General features: G+C 67.4%; 25 protein-coding genes. 11 read left to right on the top strand and 14 right to left on the bottom strand.

Translation table 11 applies throughout. The features are described from left to right. Nucleotides 1-17: 17 nt before the first annotated feature. The 8 genes from OF829_RS17805 to dapA all read right to left on the bottom strand — a co-directional run bounded on the left by OF829_RS17805 (nucleotide 18) and on the right by dapA (nucleotide 9,186). Nucleotides 18-2,405 carry a hybrid sensor histidine kinase/response regulator gene (locus tag OF829_RS17805; RefSeq protein WP_264941511.1) on the bottom strand — a complete coding sequence of 796 codons (2,388 nt, stop codon included), beginning with the start codon at nucleotides 2,403-2,405 and terminating at the stop codon, nucleotides 18-20. A gap of 167 nt (nucleotides 2,406-2,572) precedes the next feature. Next, nucleotides 2,573-4,657, bottom strand: coding sequence for a M13 family metallopeptidase (locus OF829_RS17800; RefSeq protein WP_264941510.1), 2,085 nt, complete (start codon nucleotides 4,655-4,657; stop codon nucleotides 2,573-2,575). A gap of 75 nt (nucleotides 4,658-4,732) precedes the next feature. Then, entirely contained in the window at nucleotides 4,733-5,287 is a 555-nt protein-coding gene (locus tag OF829_RS17795; RefSeq protein ID WP_264941509.1) for a DUF2062 domain-containing protein, read from the bottom strand. Between the two features lie 25 nt (nucleotides 5,288-5,312). Next, nucleotides 5,313-5,792: an SsrA-binding protein SmpB gene (gene smpB / locus OF829_RS17790; RefSeq protein ID WP_264941508.1), complete on the bottom strand. Its 480-nt coding sequence runs from the start codon at nucleotides 5,790-5,792 to the stop codon at nucleotides 5,313-5,315. 54 nt (nucleotides 5,793-5,846) lie between these two features. Continuing rightward, nucleotides 5,847-7,613, bottom strand: a complete 1,767-nt coding sequence (locus OF829_RS17785) for a gamma-glutamyltransferase family protein (RefSeq protein WP_264941507.1) — start codon at nucleotides 7,611-7,613, stop codon at nucleotides 5,847-5,849. A gap of 18 nt (nucleotides 7,614-7,631) precedes the next feature. Next, the gene (locus OF829_RS17780) at nucleotides 7,632-7,823 is read right to left on the bottom strand and encodes a helix-turn-helix transcriptional regulator (RefSeq protein WP_264941506.1); all 192 of its coding nucleotides are present in this window, start codon (nucleotides 7,821-7,823) and stop codon (nucleotides 7,632-7,634) included. Further along, nucleotides 7,820-8,203, bottom strand: coding sequence for a hypothetical protein (locus OF829_RS17775; protein ID WP_264941505.1), 384 nt, complete (start codon nucleotides 8,201-8,203; stop codon nucleotides 7,820-7,822). The genes OF829_RS17780 and OF829_RS17775 overlap by 4 nt, the downstream gene beginning before the upstream one ends. A gap of 101 nt (nucleotides 8,204-8,304) precedes the next feature. Further along, entirely contained in the window at nucleotides 8,305-9,186 is an 882-nt protein-coding gene (gene dapA / locus OF829_RS17770; RefSeq protein ID WP_264941504.1) for a 4-hydroxy-tetrahydrodipicolinate synthase, read from the bottom strand. Nucleotides 9,187-9,257: 71 nt separating this feature from the next. Between dapA and OF829_RS17765 the strand changes: the two genes are divergently transcribed. From OF829_RS17765 to OF829_RS17740, 6 genes are all read left to right on the top strand, one after another. Continuing rightward, nucleotides 9,258-11,264, top strand: coding sequence for a lytic transglycosylase domain-containing protein (locus tag OF829_RS17765; RefSeq protein WP_264941503.1), 2,007 nt, complete (start codon nucleotides 9,258-9,260; stop codon nucleotides 11,262-11,264). A gap of 169 nt (nucleotides 11,265-11,433) precedes the next feature. Continuing rightward, nucleotides 11,434-11,913: a transcription elongation factor GreB gene (gene greB, locus OF829_RS17760; protein ID WP_264941502.1), complete on the top strand. Its 480-nt coding sequence runs from the start codon at nucleotides 11,434-11,436 to the stop codon at nucleotides 11,911-11,913. A 123-nt stretch (nucleotides 11,914-12,036) separates the two neighbouring features. Further along, on the top strand, nucleotides 12,037-12,315 hold the full coding sequence (locus OF829_RS17755; protein WP_264941501.1) for an acylphosphatase: 279 nt from the start codon (nucleotides 12,037-12,039) through the stop codon (nucleotides 12,313-12,315). Nucleotides 12,316-12,556: 241 nt separating this feature from the next. Next, on the top strand, nucleotides 12,557-12,943 hold the full coding sequence (locus OF829_RS17750; RefSeq protein WP_264941500.1) for a DoxX family protein: 387 nt from the start codon (nucleotides 12,557-12,559) through the stop codon (nucleotides 12,941-12,943). Continuing rightward, on the top strand, nucleotides 12,943-13,329 hold the full coding sequence (locus tag OF829_RS17745; RefSeq protein ID WP_264941499.1) for a DoxX family protein: 387 nt from the start codon (nucleotides 12,943-12,945) through the stop codon (nucleotides 13,327-13,329). The genes OF829_RS17750 and OF829_RS17745 overlap by 1 nt, the downstream gene beginning before the upstream one ends. Next, the gene (locus OF829_RS17740) at nucleotides 13,326-14,942 is read left to right on the top strand and encodes a M28 family peptidase (protein WP_264941498.1); all 1,617 of its coding nucleotides are present in this window, start codon (nucleotides 13,326-13,328) and stop codon (nucleotides 14,940-14,942) included. Before OF829_RS17745 ends, OF829_RS17740 begins: the two co-directional genes overlap by 4 nt. Here OF829_RS17740 and OF829_RS17735 read toward each other — a convergent pair. Further along, on the bottom strand, nucleotides 14,939-15,382 hold the full coding sequence (locus tag OF829_RS17735; RefSeq protein ID WP_264941497.1) for a nucleoside deaminase: 444 nt from the start codon (nucleotides 15,380-15,382) through the stop codon (nucleotides 14,939-14,941). The genes OF829_RS17740 and OF829_RS17735 overlap by 4 nt on opposite strands. A gap of 87 nt (nucleotides 15,383-15,469) precedes the next feature. Between OF829_RS17735 and OF829_RS17730 the strand changes: the two genes are divergently transcribed. The 3 genes from OF829_RS17730 to OF829_RS17720 are packed head-to-tail and all read left to right on the top strand — an operon-like array spanning nucleotide 15,470 to nucleotide 16,807. After that, nucleotides 15,470-15,787 (top strand): LapA family protein, encoded by a 318-nt coding sequence (locus OF829_RS17730; protein ID WP_264941496.1) that lies wholly within the window; start codon nucleotides 15,470-15,472, stop codon nucleotides 15,785-15,787. Beyond that, a complete protein-coding gene (gene pyrF / locus OF829_RS17725) occupies nucleotides 15,784-16,458 on the top strand; it encodes an orotidine-5'-phosphate decarboxylase (protein ID WP_264941495.1) in 675 nt (224 codons plus the stop codon). The genes OF829_RS17730 and pyrF overlap by 4 nt, the downstream gene beginning before the upstream one ends. Nucleotide 16,459: 1 nt before the next feature. Then, the gene (locus tag OF829_RS17720; RefSeq protein ID WP_264941494.1) at nucleotides 16,460-16,807 is read left to right on the top strand and encodes a hypothetical protein; all 348 of its coding nucleotides are present in this window, start codon (nucleotides 16,460-16,462) and stop codon (nucleotides 16,805-16,807) included. Here OF829_RS17720 and OF829_RS17715 read toward each other — a convergent pair. Genes OF829_RS17715 through OF829_RS17705 form a run of 3 tightly spaced genes read right to left on the bottom strand, consistent with a single transcriptional unit; the run spans nucleotide 16,804 to nucleotide 18,182 of the window. Next, nucleotides 16,804-17,268: a surface-adhesin E family protein gene (locus OF829_RS17715; RefSeq protein WP_264941493.1), complete on the bottom strand. Its 465-nt coding sequence runs from the start codon at nucleotides 17,266-17,268 to the stop codon at nucleotides 16,804-16,806. The genes OF829_RS17720 and OF829_RS17715 overlap by 4 nt on opposite strands. Before the next feature lie 27 nt (nucleotides 17,269-17,295). Continuing rightward, nucleotides 17,296-17,742, bottom strand: coding sequence for a surface-adhesin E family protein (locus OF829_RS17710; protein WP_264941492.1), 447 nt, complete (start codon nucleotides 17,740-17,742; stop codon nucleotides 17,296-17,298). Nucleotides 17,743-17,747: 5 nt separating this feature from the next. Beyond that, complete coding sequence (locus OF829_RS17705) at nucleotides 17,748-18,182, bottom strand: hypothetical protein (protein WP_264941491.1); 435 nt, start codon at nucleotides 18,180-18,182, stop codon at nucleotides 17,748-17,750. Nucleotides 18,183-18,245: 63 nt separating this feature from the next. Between OF829_RS17705 and OF829_RS17700 the strand changes: the two genes are divergently transcribed. Further along, nucleotides 18,246-18,761 carry a GNAT family N-acetyltransferase gene (locus tag OF829_RS17700; RefSeq protein WP_264941490.1) on the top strand — a complete coding sequence of 172 codons (516 nt, stop codon included), beginning with the start codon at nucleotides 18,246-18,248 and terminating at the stop codon, nucleotides 18,759-18,761. On the opposite strand, the gene OF829_RS17695 is transcribed toward OF829_RS17700, so the two are convergent. Next, complete coding sequence (locus OF829_RS17695) at nucleotides 18,758-19,183, bottom strand: hypothetical protein (protein ID WP_264941489.1); 426 nt, start codon at nucleotides 19,181-19,183, stop codon at nucleotides 18,758-18,760. The genes OF829_RS17700 and OF829_RS17695 overlap by 4 nt on opposite strands. A gap of 68 nt (nucleotides 19,184-19,251) precedes the next feature. Continuing rightward, on the bottom strand, nucleotides 19,252-19,707 hold the full coding sequence (locus tag OF829_RS17690; protein WP_264941488.1) for a surface-adhesin E family protein: 456 nt from the start codon (nucleotides 19,705-19,707) through the stop codon (nucleotides 19,252-19,254). 85 nt (nucleotides 19,708-19,792) lie between these two features. Between OF829_RS17690 and OF829_RS17685 the strand changes: the two genes are divergently transcribed. Beyond that, nucleotides 19,793-20,413 (top strand): phosphoribosylanthranilate isomerase, encoded by a 621-nt coding sequence (locus tag OF829_RS17685; protein WP_264941487.1) that lies wholly within the window; start codon nucleotides 19,793-19,795, stop codon nucleotides 20,411-20,413. Nucleotides 20,414-20,487: the final 74 nt, after the last annotated feature.

Below are 20,487 nucleotides of genomic sequence, written 5' to 3'. Positions count from 1 at the left end.
ATCGTTACGCCAAGTGCTTATTTCGCAGGCATAATGTCGCGCGCCGCTTCAGCCAGCTGCTGGACCGAGAAGGGTTTGGGCAGGAAGGCGACATTGTCGAGGTCGATCGACTTGCGCAGCTGCTCCTCGGCATAGCCCGACATGAACAGGATCGGCAGGTCGGGATATTTGGCGCGGACATGGCGCGCCATGGTGGGGCCGTCCATCAGCGGCATGACCACGTCGGAGACGAGCAGGTCGGGCCGCTCGGCGGTTTCGAGCAGCTCGAGCGCGACCTCGCCATTCTCGGCGGTGATGACGGTGTAGCCCTGACGCGTCAGCGCGCGCTCGGCGATGGTGCGGACCATATCCTCGTCCTCGACCACGAGAATCGTGCCGCTGCCCCAGAGATCGGCAGGCTTTTCCTTGGGCGCAAGCGGCTTGGCGACGGCATCCTCGGCGGCGGCGTGGACGGGCAGGTAGATGGTGAATTCGGCGCCGCCGGCCTCGTTATTGTCGGCGAAGATGAAGCCGCCCGATTGCTTGATGATGCCGTAGACCGTGGAGAGGCCGAGGCCGGTGCCCTTGCCGATCTCCTTGGTCGTGAAGAAGGGCTCGAAGATCTTGCCGAGGATCTCGGGCGGGATGCCGGTGCCGGTGTCGGAGATGCGCAGCGCGGTATAATCGCCGACGGGGAGGATATCGTCCTCCATCGCGCGTACGTCCGCCGAACTGACCGCCATCGTCTCGATGGTGAGCGTGCCGCCGCCGTTCGGATTGGCCGAGAGCATTGCGTCGCGGGCGTTGACGCCAAGATTGACCACGACCTGTTCGAGCTGGCCGGGATCGGCGCGGACCGGGCCGAGATTGCGGCCATGCTTGACGTCGAGGATCACCGTCTCGCCGAGCAGGCGCTTGAGCAGGTTCGACACCTCCGAGATCACGTCCGGCAGCTGGAGGATCTGCGGCCGCAGCGTCTGCTGGCGCGAAAAGGCGAGGAGCTGGCGGGTCAGCGACGCGGCGCGGTTCGAATTGGCGCGGATCTGCTGGATGTCGTCATAATCGCCGTCGCCGGGGGAATGGCGCTCGAGCATCAGGTCGCAATGCCCGATGATCGCGGTCAGGATATTGTTGAAATCATGCGCAACGCCGCCCGCGAGCTGGCCGACCGCCTGCATCTTGGTGGCCTGCGCGACCTGGCGCTTGAGCTTCCCCTCCTCGCCCGAATCCTTGAGGCTGATCAGCACCGCCGCATCGCCCAGCCCGCGCGCGCCGGCGAGCTTGATCGAGACGCCCTCGTCGGGAGCGTCGACGAAGCGGACGGTCATCTCGGCCGATTGCGACTGGCCCCCGGCGAACTTGCGCACCGCATCGGCGAGCGGACCCTTGTCCTCGCGCACGACCAGGTCGCCTGGATAGAGCGGCGGGGCGGCGGCGTTGATCCGCGTGGCGCGAACGAAGGCATCGTTCATGCTCACGAAGCGCCCGTCGCGGTCGACCAAAGCGATCCCCGAGGGCAACAAGGCGATCAGCGAGCGGACATGCGCGGTGGCGCTCGCGCCGATCGCGGGGCTGGCGACGCCCTTGCCGGGCTCCTCGTCGAGCAGGGCCACGAGCATCGGGGCGTCCTCGCCCTCGAGAAAGGGGATCTGGAGGACGCGCAGTGGCGTACCCGTGAGCCCTTCCCGCTCGAAACGGACCAGCCCGGCGCTGTCGGTGATCAGCAGGCGGGCGAAGTCACGGCCCTCGGGATTGGCCTCGGCACTGCCGAGCGCGCGCAGGCGGAAGACGCGGTTGGCGGTGCGGATGCGGCCTTCGGGGGTGACCATTACGGTCATGATCCCCGCCCCGCCCATCCGGTCGCCGGTATGTCCCGCGATCAGCGCCTGGACCTGCGCGGTCAGATCGAGCGCCTGCACGCCGATGAAGCGCCAGACGAGGATGTCCTCGCCGATCCGCTGGACGCGCGCGGCGATGGGGGAGCCGAACACCTGGAGCCCCTCGGCCCGCCCTTCCCCGTCGCGCCACGCCGCGCGGCCGGCATCGCCGAGGCGGTTGGCGTCGCCATCGCTGACCGGCAGGCCCGGCGGCGTGGGGAAGCCGGCGAAGAGGATCTCGAACCGGTCATTTGCGCAGACCAGCCGCCCGGCGCGATCGGTGACCGCAAGGGCATCGTCGCTGGCGGAGGCGAGCGCCTGGGCGACCGACCAGTCGATCAGCGGCTCGGCCGCGGCGATCGGCTGGATGATGCGGCGTACGGCGAAGATGGTGGCGGCGGCGATCAGCCCCGCCCCGACGAACCCGATCGCGACCGCGCGGTCGTTGAGGGTGAGCAGGACGATGGCGGCGGCGGCGAAGCCCGCAAGGACGGCCGCGAGCAGCGGGAGGAGCGGTTTCGGCGCGGGGGATGCTGGGAGCGTCGCCATGGGATTACCGATGTTCGGTCAGGCGAGCGGGGTCAAGAAAATCCCTCTCCCACTTGGGAGAGGGAGGGAGCGCCGGAGGCGCGGAAGGGTGAGGACAGGCTGCCCTCACCCTTCCCACGCCTTCGGCGCGGGCCCCTTCCTTCTCCCGATGGGAGAGGGAGATTGGCTTACCAGATCCGCACGCGGTTCGCCGGCGTCAGGAACAGCTTCGACGCCGGATCGGGCGAGAAAGCCGCGTACCAGGGGTCGAGGTTGCGGACGACCGCGGCGCGCTGCTCGGACGGCGAATGCGGGTCGGTCAGGAGGCGCTGGCGCAGGTTCGCCTCGCGATAGTTGCGGCGCCACACCTGGGCCCAGCCGAGATAGAAGCGCTGATCGCCGGTAAAGCCGTCGATCACCGGCGCGTCCTGGCCGCCCAGCGAATAATGATAGGCGTCATAGGCGACCGTCAGGCCCGCGAGATCGGCGACATTCTCGCCGAGCGTCAGCGCCCCCTTCACATGCATGCCCGGCAGCGGCTCATACTGGTCATATTCGGCGACCAGCGCATCCGTACGCTGCTTGAAGTTCGCCACGTCCTGCGGCGTCCACCAGTCGGTGAGCTTGCCGGTGGCGTCGTACTTGGCGCCCTGGTCGTCGAAATGGTGGCTGAGCTCGTGCCCGATCACCGCGCCGATGCCACCATAATTGACCGCGTCGTCGGCGTTCGGATCGAAGAAGGGCGGCTGGAGGATCGCGGCGGGGAAGACGATCTCGACCATGCCGAAATTGGCATAGGCGTTCACTTCCATCGGAGTCATGCCCCATTCCCAGCGCTGGATCGGCTTACCGAGATGGCCGATATTCTCCTCATGTGCCCAGTTGTTCGCGCGCAGCTTGTTGCCGAACGCATCCCCGGACGTGATCGTCAGGCTCGAATAATCGCGCCAGCGGTCGGGATAGCCGATCTTCGGGGTGAAGGCGGCGAGCTTGGCATGCGCCTTCACCTTGGTCTCGGGCGCCATCCAGTCGAGCTTGTCGATGCGGCGGTCCATCGCGGCGATGACGTTCTTGACGAGCTGGTCGGCCTTGGCCTTGGTCTCGGGCGGATAGAATTTCGCCACATAGATTTTCGAGACCTCGTCCTCGAGCGCGCCCGCGGTCCAGTCCGACGCGCGCTTCCAGCGGACTTGCTGCTCGGGCGTGCCCGAGAGCACGGTACCCGAGAAGGAGAAGCTTTCCTTGTCGAAAGCGGTGGGGAGCACGTCCGAAAAGCTGTCGAGCGAGCGGACGAGCAGCTGGTCCTTGAGCACCGCGAGCGGGGTGGTCCGGATCAGCTTGGCGATGCCGGTGATCGCGCTCGGCTGGGCGACGATGACCTTGTCGACATTGGCGCCGATGCCCGCATAATAGGCCGCGAAGTCGAAGCCCGGAGCCTTCTTCTTGAGCTCGGCGACGGTCATCATATTGTAGGTCTTGTTGGCGTCGCGGCTGTCGATGCGCGTCCAGCTGACCTTGGCGATATTGGTCTCGAAGGCGAGGATCGCCGCGGCGCGCGCCGGAGCGTTGGGCTCGCCGGCAAGGGTCAGCACGTTGGTGATGTGCTTGAGATAGGCCGCACGGGTCTCGACCAGTTTGGCGTCGGTCGAGAGATAATAGTCGCGGTCGGGCATGCCGAGGCCGCCCTGGCCCATGTTGAGCACATAGACTTCGGGGTTCTTGTCGTCCTGGTTGACGAAGCAGCCGAACGGGATGCGGACGCCGTTGCGGTCGGCCTGGGCGAGCAGCGCCGGATAGCCGGCCTTGCCCTTGAGGCCCGCGATCTGGTTGAGCCAGGGCTTGATCGGCGCCAGGCCCTTCGCCTCGATCGTCGCGGTGTCGAGATAGGTCGAATAGGCGACGCCGATCTTCGAATTGGGATCGCCCTTCAGCTCCTCGAGGATCTGGTTGGTGCGCTTCTGCGACAGGTCGGCGAGCAGGTTGAACGCGCCGTAATTGGCCTTGTCGCTGGGGATCGGGGTGTTCTTCGCCCAGGTGCCGTTCGCGAAATTATAGAAGCTGTCGCCCGGGGTGACGCTGCGGTCCATGCCGGCGACGTCGAAGCCGAAGGTGCCGAAGGTCGGCTGCGGGCGCGGCGGAGGCGGCGGCGGGGTCGGCGCGGCGGCGACGACGGGCACTTCGGCGATGGGCGCCGGGGGTGCTTCATGGGCGGCGCAGGCGGCGAGCGCTGCGGTGCCGGAGAGCAGGCCGGCGATGATCAAGGTGCGACGCATTGGGTGTTTCCCCTGAGATTAGGACGCGCCGTCTTAGCCGCCTGATACGGCCCGTCAATCGATCGTGCAGGGGGTTCAGGCCGGACTTTCGGACTCTTGCAAAACTGATGCGTTTCGCAACATTTCCTTGCGCGATTCCGACCGGCGCTTCCATTTTCGCGCGATCCACCAGCGCCAGATGAGCTGCGTTCCGAAATATCCCAGCAAGGTGAGCGCGGCGGTGATCGTCACGAGTCCCGTGAGCGTCGCCGGGCCCGCCTGATGGAGCAGCCAGTCGATCCAGCCGGTCTCGGGAAGGCCGGGCCCGTGCTTCGACGCCTTCTGCCCGAGCATCCAGCTGCCGAGATAATAGGCCGCGACCCAGAGCGGAGGAGTCGTGAAGGGATTGGTGAGGAAGGTGGTGGCCGCGGCGGCGGGGATATTGGCGCGGATCGGCAGCGCGAACACCGCCGAGGCAGGGATCTGGCCCATCGGCACGAGGATGCCCGTCACCATGCCGAGCGCGACCCCGCGCGGCACCGAGCGGCGATTGAAGCGCCACAGCGACGAGTGGAGCACGCGATCGGCGACGGGCTTGAGCCAGCGGTTCGAGGCGACTGACTCCTTGGTCGGCGTCGCCTTGTCGACCATCCGGCGGATGCGCCCGCGGGGTGCTTCAACCGCGATCGCGCATGATCCGCTGCTGATCGCGCTTCCAGTCGCGTTCCTTGATGGTCTCGCGCTTGTCATGCACCTTCTTGCCCTTGGCGAGCGCGAGCTCGACCTTCGCCCGCCCGCGCCCGTTGAAATAGATGGACAGCGGGACGAGCGTCATACCCTCCCGCGCCACCGCGCCATGGAGCTTGTTTATTTCCCGCTCATGAAGGAGCAATTTACGGGGCCGCTTGGGCTCGTGGTTGAAGCGGTTGCCGTGGGAGAATTCGGGGATGTTGGCGTTGACCAGCCACACCTGCCGGTCCTTCACCTCGGCATAGGCCTCGGCGATCGATCCCTCGCCGAAGCGCAACGACTTCACCTCGGTGCCGGTAAGCGCGATTCCCGCCTCATAGATCGTCTCGATGAAATACTCGTACCGCGCGCGCCGGTTCTCGGCGACGGTCTTGAGCTTTTCGGTTGCGGGACGCGGACGGGCCATGGGCGAGCGCATGTAGGGGGTCGGGGCGCTTGAGGGAAGCGCCCCGCCCCATTTCTATTCGGCCGCGGCGAACGTCAGCACGCCGGGAACTTCGGCGCTGCGCCGGTCTCCCCCGCCGATCCTGGCCACCGCGGCGGTGCCGCGAACGTAAAGCGCGCGCTGGGCATCGACTTCGCGGACGCGCAGCCCCCCTGCCCGTACCGCGTTGAGCATCGCCGGCGAATAGCGGCCGGCGGGGACGAATTCCTCGCGGCCCATCAGCGGCAGGCTCTGCTCCTCATAGTTGAGCAGCAGCGGCGGCGCGCCGAGAATCGCCGCGAGGCTGCCCGGCCGGCCCAGCGTTGCGACGAGGCGGACGGTTTCGGGCACCACCGAGGATCCGATGGTCGCCACCGCGAGGACGGGCTTGCCGCCCTGGAGGACGATCACCGGAGCCATGTCGCTCGGCACGCGCGCACCCGGGGTGAGACCCACGAGCAGGTGGCGGTAATTGCTCGCCGGGACAGGGAGCGGCACGCCATCGACCACCATTCCCGAATCGCCCCAGACCGCGGTGTTGCTCGAATGGACCAACGCGGCGACATTGCCCCAGCGATCGACTACCACCACCGACGCGCTGTGATGCCCCTCGGGTGCGGGATCGGCGGTGCCGCCCAGCATCGTCTCCATCGCGCCCGATGCGATGCTGCCATAAGCAGGGCTCATCCGCGCCGTGCAGCTTCCGCCGATGCCGGCCGCCTTTTCGAACGCGGCAGCCGCAGGCCCCCAATGGCTGAATATCGCCACGCGGAGCGCCAGCGCGGTGGCGCGGAAGGCTTCCGCCTCCCCCACCGCCTTCGCATGACCGATCAGGTTGAGCGCTTCGAGCGCCGCGCAGCTGCTGGTGTTCCGGGCGTCGGGCCCCATGACGGTCGCGCCGTCGAACGCGGTCTCCAGCGGCTTGCCCCAGCGTGGCGCATAGGCCCGCATGTCCGCCATTGCCGCTGCGCCCCCGGCGGAGCGGACCGCATCGACATAGTGGCGGGCCCAGCGGCCGCGATACATTTCGCGCGCGCCATGGGCGGCGACGGCCTTGTAGAGGTTGGCCAGCTCGGGCTGAAGATAGCGCTCGCCCAGCTTGGGGAAATCGGCGCCGCCGGGCTTGGCGAAGCGGCGGCCTTCGGGGGTTTCCATCAATTTGGCGGTGCCGATCGAGAAATAGGCGGCGAGCAGCCCCGTCACGGGCACGCCATGATCGGCGTACCAGATCGCCGGATCGAAGAGGCGGCGGAACGGCAAGCGCCCGAAGCGCGTGTGCATCGCCTCGATCCCGGCCATGAAGCCGGGGACCAGCATCTTGCGGCCCGCGGGGCCGGGCTTGAGCGTCGCCGCGCGGCCGGTGACGAGGCTGAGATCGGTATCCGGGATCGTCGCGGGCGAGGTTTCGCCGCGCCACGTTCCCCAGCCCGCGTCGAGCACATGCACCTTGCCGGTCCGCGCCTCGTAATAGACGAGCTGGAGCACGCCGGCAGGCGAGACATTGGCGCCGAGCATCGTCGTCACCTGCACCAGCGCGGTGGTGGCGGCGGCGTCGGCGGCGGTGCCGCCTTCGCGGAGCACCTGCGCGCCCGCCTCCACCGCGATCGGCGATGCGGTGCCTGCGACGATGCCGCGCTCGCTGCGAACCTCGCGGACGGCGGTGGGGAAGATCGCCGCTTCGCGCGCTTCGATTGCTGCGCGGTCGGGCACGGGTGCGGACTGGTGCGGATCGGCGGCGAAGCCGGGAGTCACCAGGGCGAGCGCCACCGTCAGCGCCACAAGGCGCTTTGCATGGGTCATCATTCGTCTCCTCGAGTGAAATCAGTCTTTGAAGAACAGTGCCTCGATGGGCATTTCGAACAGGATGGCGATGTCGAAGGCGAGCGGCAGGCTGGGGTCGTAGCGGCCATTCTCGATCGCGTTGACCGTCTGGCGCGAAACCTGGAGCTTCGCCGCCAGATCGACCTGCGACCAGCCCCGCTGCGCGCGGAGTTCCTTGAGAATATTCCTCATCGGTACCGCAGCACCTGCGTCCAGATACAGGTGATCCAGATCGCCTGGACGGCGGTGAAGACCGTCCACATCGGCAGCCGCGGCCAGCCCACCACCTCGAGCAGGCACCAGCTGACCATCAGGAACTGGGTGATGCCGAAGGCCCAGGCGACCGCGATCAGCTGGTTCTTCCGCACCATCTCGTCGCCGCGGCGGAACTGGGCGATGGTGAAGCGCAGGATTCCAAAGGCAGGGAGCAGCGGCAGCAGCATGATCGCCGAGCGCCAGTTGCCGAGCTGCGGATAGCCGATCGCGACATAGACCGCCGCGGTCATCGCCAGGACATAGGCCAGGGTCCAGCCGCCCTGGACGACCAGGATTCGGCGGATTTCGTGTTTCATCGCGGAGTCCATCGGACCCTCCCTATGGAAAGCTTCTTTTCCATAGGTGAGTCGCGAGGCGATGACAAGCCTCTTTTACACAAGGAAGCTTTACATCGGACTCAGATCAGCCCCGCATGCTTCAACGCCGCGTCGACCGCCTCCCGGCTCGCCGCGTTCGCCTCTGTCATCGGCAGCCGCAACTCGGTCGGGAAGCCCGGGCGCACCTTGCCCAGCGCGTACTTGACCGGACCCGGCGAGGCGTCGGTGAAGAGGGCGACGTGCAACGGGAAGAGCTTGTCGTGCAACTCCAGCGCCCTGGCATAATCCCCCGACTGGCACGCCGCCTGGAAATCGGCGCACAGCCGCGGGGCGACATTGGCCGAGACCGAGATGCACCCCCTGCCCCCGACCGCATTATACGCCAGCCCGAGATCGTCATTGCCGCTGAGCTGGACGAAATCACTCCCGCAGGTCGCGCGGTGCGTGGAGACGCGGGCGAGGTCGCCGGTCGCGTCCTTGACCGCGACGAACTTGCCCGGGAAGGCGTTCACGATCCGCGCCATCGTCTCGGGCTTGATGTCGGTCACCGTCCGGCCGGGGACATTGTAGAGCACGATCGGCAGGTCACACTGCGCCGCCACCGCCTCGAAATGGCGGAAGATGCCCTCCTGGCTCGGGCGGTTATAGTAAGGCGGGACCATCAGCACCGCGTCGGCGCCAACCTGCTTCGCGCTCTTGCAGTTGGCGATCGCGACCTGCGTGTCGTTCGATCCCGCCCCGGCGATCACCGGCACCCTGCCCTTGGCCTGCTCGACGCAGACGCGGACCACCTCGAAATGCTCGCCCGCGGGCATGGTCGCGGCCTCGCCGGTGGTGCCGCAGGGGACGAGCGCGCTCGACCCTTCAGCAATCTGCCATTCAACATGGTCGCGGTAATCCGGCTCCGAAAAGGCGCCGTTGCGGAAGGGCGTCACGAGCGCCGGAATCGAGCCGGAAAACATAGTCCCGAAAACATCCCTAATTTAACGAAATGGGGACTGGCAGATAGAAGCGGAATTCGTATTGTGTCCAGATGCTGGCTCCAGTGATCAAGAGCGCGTTGTTGCTTGTGGGCGTTTCGGGTCTCGCCGCGTCGTCGCAGATGACGCAGGCGCAGATCGACTGGTACCGCGCCGCGCTGATGCAGGACGGGCCGCGCACGCCGCCGGCCTATATCCAGTCGGACGAGCTTGCAGGCGCGGTGATCGAGTGGAAGCGGATCCAGCAATCGGACAATCTGCCCTTTGCCGATTATGCGAACTTCATGCTGCTCCACCCCGGCTGGCCCGGCGAGACGAGCCGGCGCGCGGCGGCGGAGACCGTCCTTACCGACGGCGCCTGGTCCCCCGGCCTCACGGTGCGCTTCTTCGAGCGTTTCCCGCCGCTCACCCCCGCGGGCAATCTCCGCTTCGCCGAGGCGCTGATCGCGCAGGGCCGCCCTGCCGATGCCGGCGAGCAGGCGCGCCGCGCCTGGCGCGCGGGCGTGCTGCGGCCCGCGGACGAGGCCAAGCTGGTCTCGCAATTCGCGGGATCGCTGACGCTCGACGATCATGACGTGCGGATGGACATGCTGCTGTGGCAGGGCGCGACCACCGCGGCGCAGCGCCAGCTCGGGCTGACCTCGGCGGGCAAGCGCACCTTGTTCGAAGCCCGGATCGCCTTCCGCACCAAGGCGCCCGATGCCGGGGAGAAGGGCGCGGCGGCCGAGCCGGCATGGCGGGGCGATCCCGGCTTCATCGCCGACCGCGCGCGCTGGCTGCGCGACAGTTCGCAGCTGATGGCGGCGCGCACCTATCTCGCCCAGCCGCGCCAGCTCACCAGCCGGCCCGGCCATGTCGAGAAATGGTACGAGCTGCTGCTCAGCATGGCGCAGGGCGCGCTGGCCGACGGTCAGTACGAGACCGCCTACCGCATCGCGAGCCAGGTCGACGACGCCTATCCGGCGGGCACCGATGTCAGCGACCGCCCCTATGGCGAGCGCGACGATTATACGAGCCTGGTGTGGCTGGCGGGGCAGACCGCGATGTACCGGCTCGCGCGGCCCGCCGACGCGGTCGGCATGTTCGACCGCTACGGCCATGGCTCGAAGACGCCGCAGACCAATTCGAAGGGGCTCTATTGGGCCGGGCGCGCCGCCGAGGCCTCGAACCAGGCCGCGACCGCGAACGTCTATCTCGAAAAGGCTGCGGGCTTCCCCGATCTCTATTACGGCCAGCTCGCGACCGAGCGGCTCGGGCGCGCGCTGAAGCGTCCGCCCGATTTCACCGCGCGCGTGGTCGATCCCGCGGTGCGCGACCGCTTCTACAAGCGCGAGACGGTGCGCGCGGCGCAGTTGCTCGGCACGCTCGGCGATTATGAGAGCCAGGGGCTCTTCATCCGCCAGATCGCCAAGGATGCGACCAGCGACACCGACCATATCCTCTCCGCCGAGCTGAGCCGCGCGATCGGGCGGCCCGATCTGGGGGTGATGGTGGGCCGCAGCGCACTCGAGAACGGGCTGTCGGACTATACCGCCGCCGGCTATCCCTCGGTGCGCGTGCCCGATGGATCGCAGGGGCTGTGGACGATCATCCACGCCATCGCCCGCCAGGAAAGCCAGTTCGACCGCACCGCGGTGAGCCATGCCGGCGCGCGCGGGCTGATGCAGCTGATGCCCGGCACCGCGCGCGAGACCGCGGGCAAGATGGGGCTGACCTATAACCGCGACGCGCTGACCACCGACACCGACTATAATATCCAGCTGGGTAGCACCTATTTCCAGCGGATGTTCGACCTCTACCAGAGCTATCCGCTCGCGGTGGCGGCGTATAATGCGGGGCCCGGCAATGTGAACAAATGGATCGCCGCGAACGGCGACCCGCGCATGCCCGGCGGCGACATGGTGCTGTGGGTCGAAAAGATCCCGATCTTCGAGACCAAGAATTACGTCCAGCGCGTGCTCGAGAACGCGGTGGTCTACGACCTGCTCAACCCGGAGCGGGCGCGGAGCCACGGGCCGGCGAATTTGAGCTGGTATCTGGGGAAGCGGACGCCGGGTTAGGCTCCTCTTCCCGTCATTCCCGCGAAAGCGGGAACCCAGCTTTCTTTTAGATTTTCCGCAAAGACGCGAAGCGGTTTCGGCAAGGGTCACGCCCTTTGCGCCTTCGCGTCTTTGCGGAACCTCTTCCTTCTTCCTCCCGGCATTCGCCGGGATGACGTATAGGGGCCAGATGGAAGACCGCCCCAATTACATCACCCCCGCCGGCTATTCCGCGCTCAAGGCCGAATATGACGCGCTGTTCGGGGGCGAACGGCCGAAGCTGGTCGAGACGATCGCCTGGGCGGCGGGGAATGGCGATCGCAGCGAGAATGGCGACTATATCTATGGCCGCAAGCGGCTGCGCGAGATCGACCGGCGGCTGGGGTGGCTCTCGAAGCGGATGAAGGCCGCCAAGGTGGTCGATCCCTCGAAGCAGGAAGACCGCGCACGGGTATGGTTCGGCGCCACCGTCACCATCGCCGACGAGGACGACAATCAGCGCATCCTCACTTTGGTCGGTGATGACGAAGCCGATGCGGGCGCGGGGCGGATCGGATGGAACGCGCCGCTCGCCCGGGCGCTGCGCGGGGCCGCGGTGGGCGACCTCAGGCGGGTGACTTTGCCCGCGGGCGAGCGCGAATATGAGGTGACTGCGGTCACCTATCCCTGAAAAGCGACGGAATTGCGCGGGTTTGCGGTGAATTGCCGGTCCATGAGGGTGCCCTTCCCCACCAGGGTGCTAGTCTGCCCATGGGCCGGGGCGTTTTCCGGTGCGCAAGAGAGTGAGGGGACCATGGCGACACAGCGTATCTACGTGTCGGGGCGGGTTCAGGGCGTGAGCTATCGCGACTGGGTGGTGCGGACGGCGAAACGGTTCGGGCTGATCGGCTGGGTGCGCAATTTGCGCGACGGGCGGGTCGAGATATTGGCCGATGGCGAGGAGGAAGCGCTCGGGCAACTGGTAGAGGCCTGCCGCGAAGGCCCGCCGCTCGCGCGGGTCGAGGATGTCTCGGCGGTGCCCGACGTGATCGACAAATGGTGCAAGGGCTTCACCAAGCGGTTTACGGCCTGAATCCCTCTCCCATCGGGAGAGGGAGGGAGCGCCGCAGGCGCGGAAGGGTGAGGGTGAACCTTCCCATGCACGCTGACCTTTGAGGCGAAGCCACCCTCACCCTCCCCCCGCCTTCGGCGGCGGGCCCCTCCCTCTCCCAAAGGGAGAGGGGTTTGGGAAACCCAGCGTTGCCATCCGCGGCGATTGACCGGGGTGGATACGGGTGCCAGCTTCCTCGCCTGACCCTTCAGGGAGAAACGCCATGCCCATTCCCGATAGCTGGACCCCCAGGCTCCTCAGCATCCTGCGCATCGTCGCAGGGCTGAGTTTCCTGCAGCACGGCACCTCCAAATTCTTCAATATCCCGCCCTTTCCCGTGCCCCCGCCCCTGCCCCCGATGCTGCTCGCGGCGGGCGTGATCGAGCTGGTCGGCGGCGCGCTGATCCTGATCGGGCTGTTCACCCGCGGCGCGGCGTTCATCGCCTCGGGCATGTGCGCGGTGGGCTATTTCATGTTCCACGCCCCCAACGGCTTCTTCCCCGGCGCCAATGGCGGCGAGGCGATCATGCTCTACTGCTTCATCTTCCTCTATCTGGCCGCGGCCGGCGGCGGGGCTTGGAGCGTCGACGCCCAGCGGGGCAAGCCCTGATGCCGATCCCGTCGGGCTGGGCGCCGCGGCTGCTCAGCCTGATGCGGATCGCGGTCGCGCTCGCCTTCATGCAGCACGGGACCGACAAATTGTTCGGCTTCCCCGATTTCGGCGGATCGCCCGACGCGCTGACGCTGCCGCTCGGCATCCTCGAATTCGGCGGCGGCGGGCTGGTGCTGCTCGGGCTGTTCACCCGGCCGATCGCCTTCATCCTCTCGGGGCAGATGGCGGTGGCCTATTGGTGGGTGCACGCGCCGCACAGCTTCTTCCCTGCAGCAAACGGGGGCGAAGGCGCGATGCTCTATTGCTTCGCCTTCCTGTTCCTCGCCGCGGCGGGCGGCGGGGCGTGGAGTCTGGACGCGCTGCTCGCTAAACGGCGGGGATGAAGCGCTTCCTCGCCCTCCCTTTGCTCGCGCTGCTGGCCGCGAGCACCCCGCGGCTCGCCGCCGATCCGGCGCTGATGTCGGAGGCGGTCAGGACGCTCGCCTCGCCCGAATTCGAGGGGCGCGGGCCCGGCACGCCGGGCGAAGCGAAGACCGTCGCCTGGCTGGTCGAGCGGTTCAAGACACTGGGGCTGGAGCCAGGCGGCGAAGACGGGAGCTTCATCCAGAAGGTGCCGATGATCCATACCCGCGTCTCGCCCGAGGGCGGGATGGCGATCGGAACGACGGTGGTCCATCAGGGCCGGGAGATCAACGTCACCACCGTGCGCGACGATCCCAAGGCCGATGTCATCGCGCCCCTCGTATTCGTCGGCTATGGCGTGACCGCGCCGGAGGCGGGCTGGGACGATTTCAAGGGCGTCGATCTGCACGGCAAGGTCGCGGTCTTCCTGGTCAACGATCCCGATTTCGAGGCCACTGCCAGCGACGACGCCAATGGCCGGTTCGGCGGGCGGCGGATGACCTATTATGGCCGCTGGACCTACAAGTTCGACGAGGCCGCGCGGCGCGGCGCGGTGGGGGCGCTGATCGTCCATGATACCGGCGGGGCGGGCTATCCCTGGACCACGGTCAACGCGAACAACGGCGAGAATTACGCGATTCCCGCGCGGCCGGGCGAGAACCGGCTGGTGCTCCAGGGCTGGATCGAGCACGGCATGGCCGACCGGATGTTCGCCGGCGCCGGGCTCGATCTGAACGCACTGCGAGTCCAGGCGCGTTCGGCGAAGTTCCGGCCGGCCGAGCTCAAGGGCGTGCGCTTCTCCGCCGAGCTGCCGGTGAGCGTCGAGCGGATCGAGAGCCGCAACGTGATCGCCAGGCTCACCGGCAAGGGGCATTCGAACGAGACGGTGATGTTCGGCGCGCATTGGGACGCATACGGCAAGGCCGCCGACGGCACGATCCGCCCGGGCGCGAACGACGATGCGATGGGCGTGGCGGGCGTGCTCGAACTGGCGCGGCTGTTCAAGGCGGGCAAGCGGCCCGACCGCACCCTCGTCTTCGCGCTGTGGACCGGCGAGGAGCGCGGGCTGCTTGGCTCCGAATATTATGCCAGCCACCCGCTCTATCCGTTGGAGACCACCGCCGCGAACCTGACGCTCGACATCCTCAATACGGCGGGGCCGTCGCGGAATGTCGTGCTGGTCGGCAACGGCAATTCGTCGCTGGACACGATGCTGATGGCCGTCGCCGCCGGGCAGGGCCGCACGGTGGTGGGCGAGACCTTCTCCGAGCGCGGCCTTTATTTCCGCGCCGATCATTTCTCGGTCGCGCGGCGGGGCGTGCCGTCGCTGCTGATCATGCAATTGGGCGGCGCGCCCGATCTCGCCGAGGGCGGGCTCGCGGCGGGGCAGGCTTGGCTCGACGGTTACATGAAATGCTATCATCAGGCCTGCGACACCTGGGATGCGGCATGGGATTTGCGCGGAGCGGCGCAGGATGTCGACCTCTATTACCTGATGGGCCTGCGCATCGCCAATAACGGCTTGTGGCCACGCTGGCGCACCGGCTTCGAGTTCGAGAAGATCCGCAATGCGAGCGCGGCGGCGCGGCGCTAATCCTCGGCGATATCCTCGTTCCACAGCGCCGGCTTCTCGGCGATGAAGCGGCGCATCAGATCGATGCAGCGCCGATCATCGACGATCTCGACCGTCACCCCGTGAGAACGCAGGAAATCCTCGTTGCCGCCGAAAGTCGTGTTCTCCGCCACCACGACGTGCGGGATCTTGAACTGCACGATCGTGCCCGCGCACATCATGCACGGGCTGAGCGAGGTGTAGAGCGTGGTCCCGGCATAGCTCGCCTGCCGCCCGGCATTGCGGAGCGCGTCCATCTCGCCATGCGCGATCGGGTCGCCCTTCTGGACGCGCTGGTTATGCCCCTCGCCGAGGATTTCGGAGCCGCGCGCCAGCACCGATCCGATCGGGCAGCCGCCCTCCTCATAGGATTTGAGCGCCAGCTGATAGGCTCGAGTGACGAGCGCGGGATCATGAGCCATGTCCGATCCTAAGCGGAGCAACCCCAGACTGGCAAACCCGCGCCCATCGTCCTAAGGTTGGGCGATGCCCAAGCGGAAGGGAGCGGGATGCGGTTTCTGAAGGTGCTGTTCTGGCTGTTGCTGGGCGGCCTCGTCGCGGCCTTCGTGATCACCAATGGCGACGAGCGGGTGAGCATCCATCTCTGGGGCGGCCTGATCGCCGATTTCAGCCTGCCGTTGATGCTTATCCTCGTCTTCCTCGCCGGCCTCCTCCCCGCGCTGACCGCCTATCACGCGCTGCGCTGGCGCACCAGGCAGCGGATCGCCGGGCTCGAGCGCGCGCTCGAGGTCCTGCGCGCGGTGGGCGACCCGGCGCCAGCCGAGCCGCTCGATCCCAGCCCGCCGCTACTGGAGGTGAGCCCGTGAGCACGCGCATCTATGTCGCGCTCGACACACCCGATCTGGGGCGGGCGAAGGAGCTCGCGAACCGGGTCCGCAACCATGTCGGCGGGATCAAGCTCGGCCTCGAATTCTTCATGGCGAACGGGCGCGCGGGCGTGCACGAAATGGCCGATATCGGACTGCCGATCTTCCTCGATCTGAAGTTCCACGACATCCCCAATACCGTCGGCAAGGCGATCCAGGCGCTGCGTCCGCTCAATCCCGCGATCCTGACGGTGCACGCCGCCGGAGGCCTCGCGATGATGGAGGATGCCAAGGCCTCTGCGCCTACGGGAACCAAGGTCGTCGCGGTGACGATGCTCACCAGCCTCGACCCTTCCGACCTCGAATCGATCGGCCTCGCGCCTGATCCGCACGAGCAGGTCGTCCGCCTCGCCGAACTGGCGAAATCCGCCGGACTCGACGGCATCGTCTGCTCGGGCAACGAGGTGAAGGCCGCGCACCGCGCCTGGCCGCACGGCTTCTTCGTCGTCCCCGGGGTGCGCCCTGCCGACGGGCATCACGGCGACCAGAAGCGCGTCGTCACCCCGCGCCAGGCGCTCGACGACGGTGCTTCAATCCTGGTGGTTGGCCGCCCGATCACCCAGGCCGGCGATCCGGACATGGCAGCGCGCGCGATCGAAGCGACGCTGTGACATGCGGATCGCGCTGACGCGGGACAGCGTTTGCGCCGGCGACGACGTGTTTGCCCAGCACGAACAGACGGTCACGGTCGATGACGCGCTACCGCTCGGTGAAGCGATCGGGCGGATCGCCTCGGACTATCTTGCCCGTATCTCGTGCGGAGAGGCCAGCTGGGTGGCGATCCTCGACGACGAGCCCGTCGCGGTCGTTGCGCAGCAATGGAAAGCGCCACGCCTCCATCCGGGCTACGAAACCCGCACGCTTCGCGACGGCGCGCGGCTTCACTTCGCCTATCATGTGCAGGAAGACCCCGAAAAGACCTTCGCGACGCGCCGCGGAACCCGGTCCTTCCAGGGCTAACGCCGCGCCTCGGCGGCCAGCCCCTTTGCAAGGGTCTCGCGCGCCTTCGCGGTCGGCAGGGCGCTCCCGGTCCCCAGGCTCTCGCCCATCGGCGCATTTTCGCAGACCACGTCAAAGGCGAGTTCGAACGCCGATCCCGACGCCGGCGCCTGCCAATCCTCCTGCTCCCCCGCATCGATCAGGACCTTGCCCGCTTCGTCATAGGCCTTGCCCTGAAGTCCGCGCGTCATCTTGCGCGCGCAATCGAAGGCGATCTGCCCCTTCACATAGGCGAACTCCTTGCCGGCGGGATAGATGAGCGGCACCCAGGCGATCGGCCGCGCCGGATCGCTCCGGTCGATATTCGCATCGATGATGATGGCGACCTCGGGGTCGGTCCCCAGGCTGACCAGCCGCCAATCCTGGGCCTGCGCGGCGCTGGCCGTGAGCAGTCCGAATGCGATCGATGCAATGCGCAGCATATGCCCTCCCTTGAAACGATGCCGGTGTCAGGAATCGCCGGCTTCGAGCAGCGCCCGACCCTCGCCGATCGGCGGCTTCGATCCGAAATGCCGGTCGCCGAACGGCTTTTCGCCGCACACCATTTCGAGCAGCTCCTCATAAGTGGTGCCGGGCTGGATATCGCGCCACGTCGCGGGCTCGGTGTGACGGACCACCGCGCCGTTGATGTCGTAATCGTCGCCCTCGCCGATCATCCGGCGGCGGCCCTTACAGTCGAACGAGATCGGCGAGAGCGCGGCGGCGCGGCCGTGATCATCGAGGCGCAGCACCGCGAGCACCCGGCCGCTGCGGATCGCGCCGTCGGTCTCGATGCTGTCCACATCGACGAAAAAGGCGCCCATGCGACTTTCGGCGACGCTGACGAGCACCCAATCCTCGGCATGCGCGGCGGCGGGGAAGAGCGTGAGCGCGGCGGCGAGCAGGAGCTTGTGCATCGCGATCAGTCCATCATCCCGCGCGCTTCGGCGATCGGCGGCTTGGCCCCGAACGAGGGGTCGGCCAGCGGCTTGCGGCCGCAGATCAGCTCGGTGGCGTTCTTGCCGTTACCGCCGGTCGTGTCGCGCCAGCCGGCCCCGGTTTCATGGCCCTCCTCTTCATTGCCATCGGCATCGAGACTCCAGGTCGTGAGCACATGGTAACGCGGCGCGGCGCAGTCGACCTCGACCAGAAACCGGATCGCTTCCGAGTCCCCGGCGCCGGGCGGGTTGACCAGCAGCATGATCCCGGAACGGGTCGTATCCCCGGTGCCGGCGGGACTCTTCGCATCGATGAACACGACCGGCCCGCCCTTGTCGGCGGTGACCAGCCGCCAGTCCTGCGCCTGGGCGGGGAGCGCCAGGGTCAGCAAACCCAGCGTCAATGCGATGCGAATCATCCCCGTCTCCCTTCGACTTCAAGCATATCGCGCCGGCCCAAGCCCTTCTATAGGCGGCGCGATATGAACGCTGCCCTACAGATCCGCGCCGCCGTCCATGCCGACCTTCCCCAGCTCCACCCCGTGGTCGAGCGCGCCTATCGCGGCGATGCGGCGCGCGCGGGCTGGACGCACGAGGCCGACCTGATCACCGAGGGCGAGCGCACCGATCTGGAGACGCTGACGCGGCTGATCGACGATCCCGCGAGCCGGCTGCTGATCACGCAGCAGGGCGAGACGATCATCGGCTGCGTCAACGTCCAGGACCGCGGGGGCGGCACCGCCTATCTGGGGCTGCTCTGCGTCGATCCTTTGCTCCAGGCCGGAGGGATCGGGCGAAAGCTCACCGCCGCCGCCGAGGATATGGCCCGCGAGGATTTCGGCGCCGAGCGGATCGAGATGACCGTGATCGAGCAGCGCGCCGAGCTGATCGCCTGGTACGAGCGGCTCGGCTATGCCCGCTCGGGCGAGCGGCGCGACTTCCCGATCGCGATGGACCCGCCGCTCTACATGACCGTGCTGGTCAAGCCATTCTCTTAGCCGCCTGTAAAGGGCAGCGCCGAGCCATAGCTTTGCCCGGGCATCGGCTCCTTGCCGCACACCAGCTCGCCCACCACGCCGAACTGGGTATTCGGCCCCGGCGTATCCCAGCTATCGGCGCCCGGATGCTCGTCCATCGGCTTGTGGTCGGCGTCATAGCCGCGCATCGTGACCACGCGCATCCGCCCGGTTGCGCATTCGAACTCGAGCGTCGTTTCGATCGCGCTGATCCCGTCCTCGTTGGCGCCCAGCCGCACGAACACATGGCCGCGCGACAGGGCCTGCGGCTTGCCCGCGCCGTCTGCGTCGAGGAAGAAGGTCGAGCCGGTGGTCGAACCCTCGCTCACCTTGCGCCAGTCCTGAGCATGCGCGGTGCCCGAAATGAGCAACGCCGCAGCAATCCCGAATGATTTCAAAACCATGCTAGACTCCCCGCTCCGCACCGTCAGGTTAGCGCCCGCCGAGGCGGGGTCAACCGCCGCGATCCCCCTCAGGACTTTGCGAGCAACGCGCGCACCGGCCCGATCGGAAGCGCCGGCCCGAACCGGGTGGCCGGCATTTTCGTCCTGCCGCAGACGACATCGGCAACCGCGGCATAGTTGCTGCCCTCGATCAGCGGATCCCAGCCGAATTCGGGCCGGTCCTCCTCGACCTGCAGCAGCTTGCCGGCAGCATTGTAGGAGGTCGATTTGCCGACGCGGATCTTGTTCCCCGGGCAATCGATCCGCGTCTCGGAAAGCACCGCATCCATCGGCGCGCCACCGGCCTTGATCACAATCAGGATATCGACCCCATGGACGTCGTTGGCGGCGTTGGTCACGGTCTGGGCATCGATCAGCATCGCCGCGCCACGATCGGCCGATGTCGAGATCATCCGCCAATCCTGCGCCAGCGCCGGCGACGCGATGGTGGACAGAAGAAGTACCGCAAACGCCCTCGAAAACATGCTGCCCCTCCCCCGGATCCTCGAGCATGAGCCTAGCGGCAGCCGGGCCATGGTCAACCGCCGCGAACCTGCCTAGGGAAGCGTCATGCCCGTTACCGCCAAGATCTGCGGCCTTTCGACGCCCGAAACGCTCGACGCGGCGATCGCGGGCGGGGCGAGCCATGTCGGCTTCGTCTTCTTCCCGCCCTCCCCCCGCCATCTGAGCTTCGACCGCGCGCGCCAACTGATCGCGCGGGTGCCTGCGCATATCGGCAAGGTGGGCGTGTTCGTCGATCCCGATGCCGACCTCCTCGACGGCGCGATCGCCTGTGGAATCGATACGCTCCAGCTCCACAAGGTGACGCCCGAGCGCGCCGCGTCGATGCAGCTGCCGGTCTGGGCGGCGGTGGCGGTCAAGACGCGCGCCGATCTGGATGCCGCTTCCGGCTTCCGCGGCGCGGTCGAGCGCGTCCTTTATGACGCCAAGACCCCCGAGGGCGCGCTTCCCGGGGGGATGGGGCTGCGCTTCGACTGGACCCTGCTCCAGGGCTTTCGCCATCCGGTGCAATGGGCGCTTTCCGGCGGGCTCGACCCGGGCAATGTGATCGAGGCGGCGCGGGTGACGGGTGCCGAGCTAGTCGATGTCTCCTCGGGCGTCGAATCGGCACCTGGCGTCAAGGATCCGGGCAGGATCGCCGCGTTCCTCGGCTCGTTGGCCTCGCTCTAGGGTCTGTTGAGATTCAGGATTCCCTAAGAGTGTAAATTCTGATTCAAACTGCGGATGGACAGACTTGTTTTGAC

Source organism: Sphingomonas caeni, from assembly GCF_026013415.1.
In the GTDB taxonomy this organism is placed as follows: domain Bacteria; phylum Pseudomonadota; class Alphaproteobacteria; order Sphingomonadales; family Sphingomonadaceae; genus Sphingomonas; species Sphingomonas caeni.
This window is presented reverse-complemented; position numbering and strand designations above follow the sequence as displayed.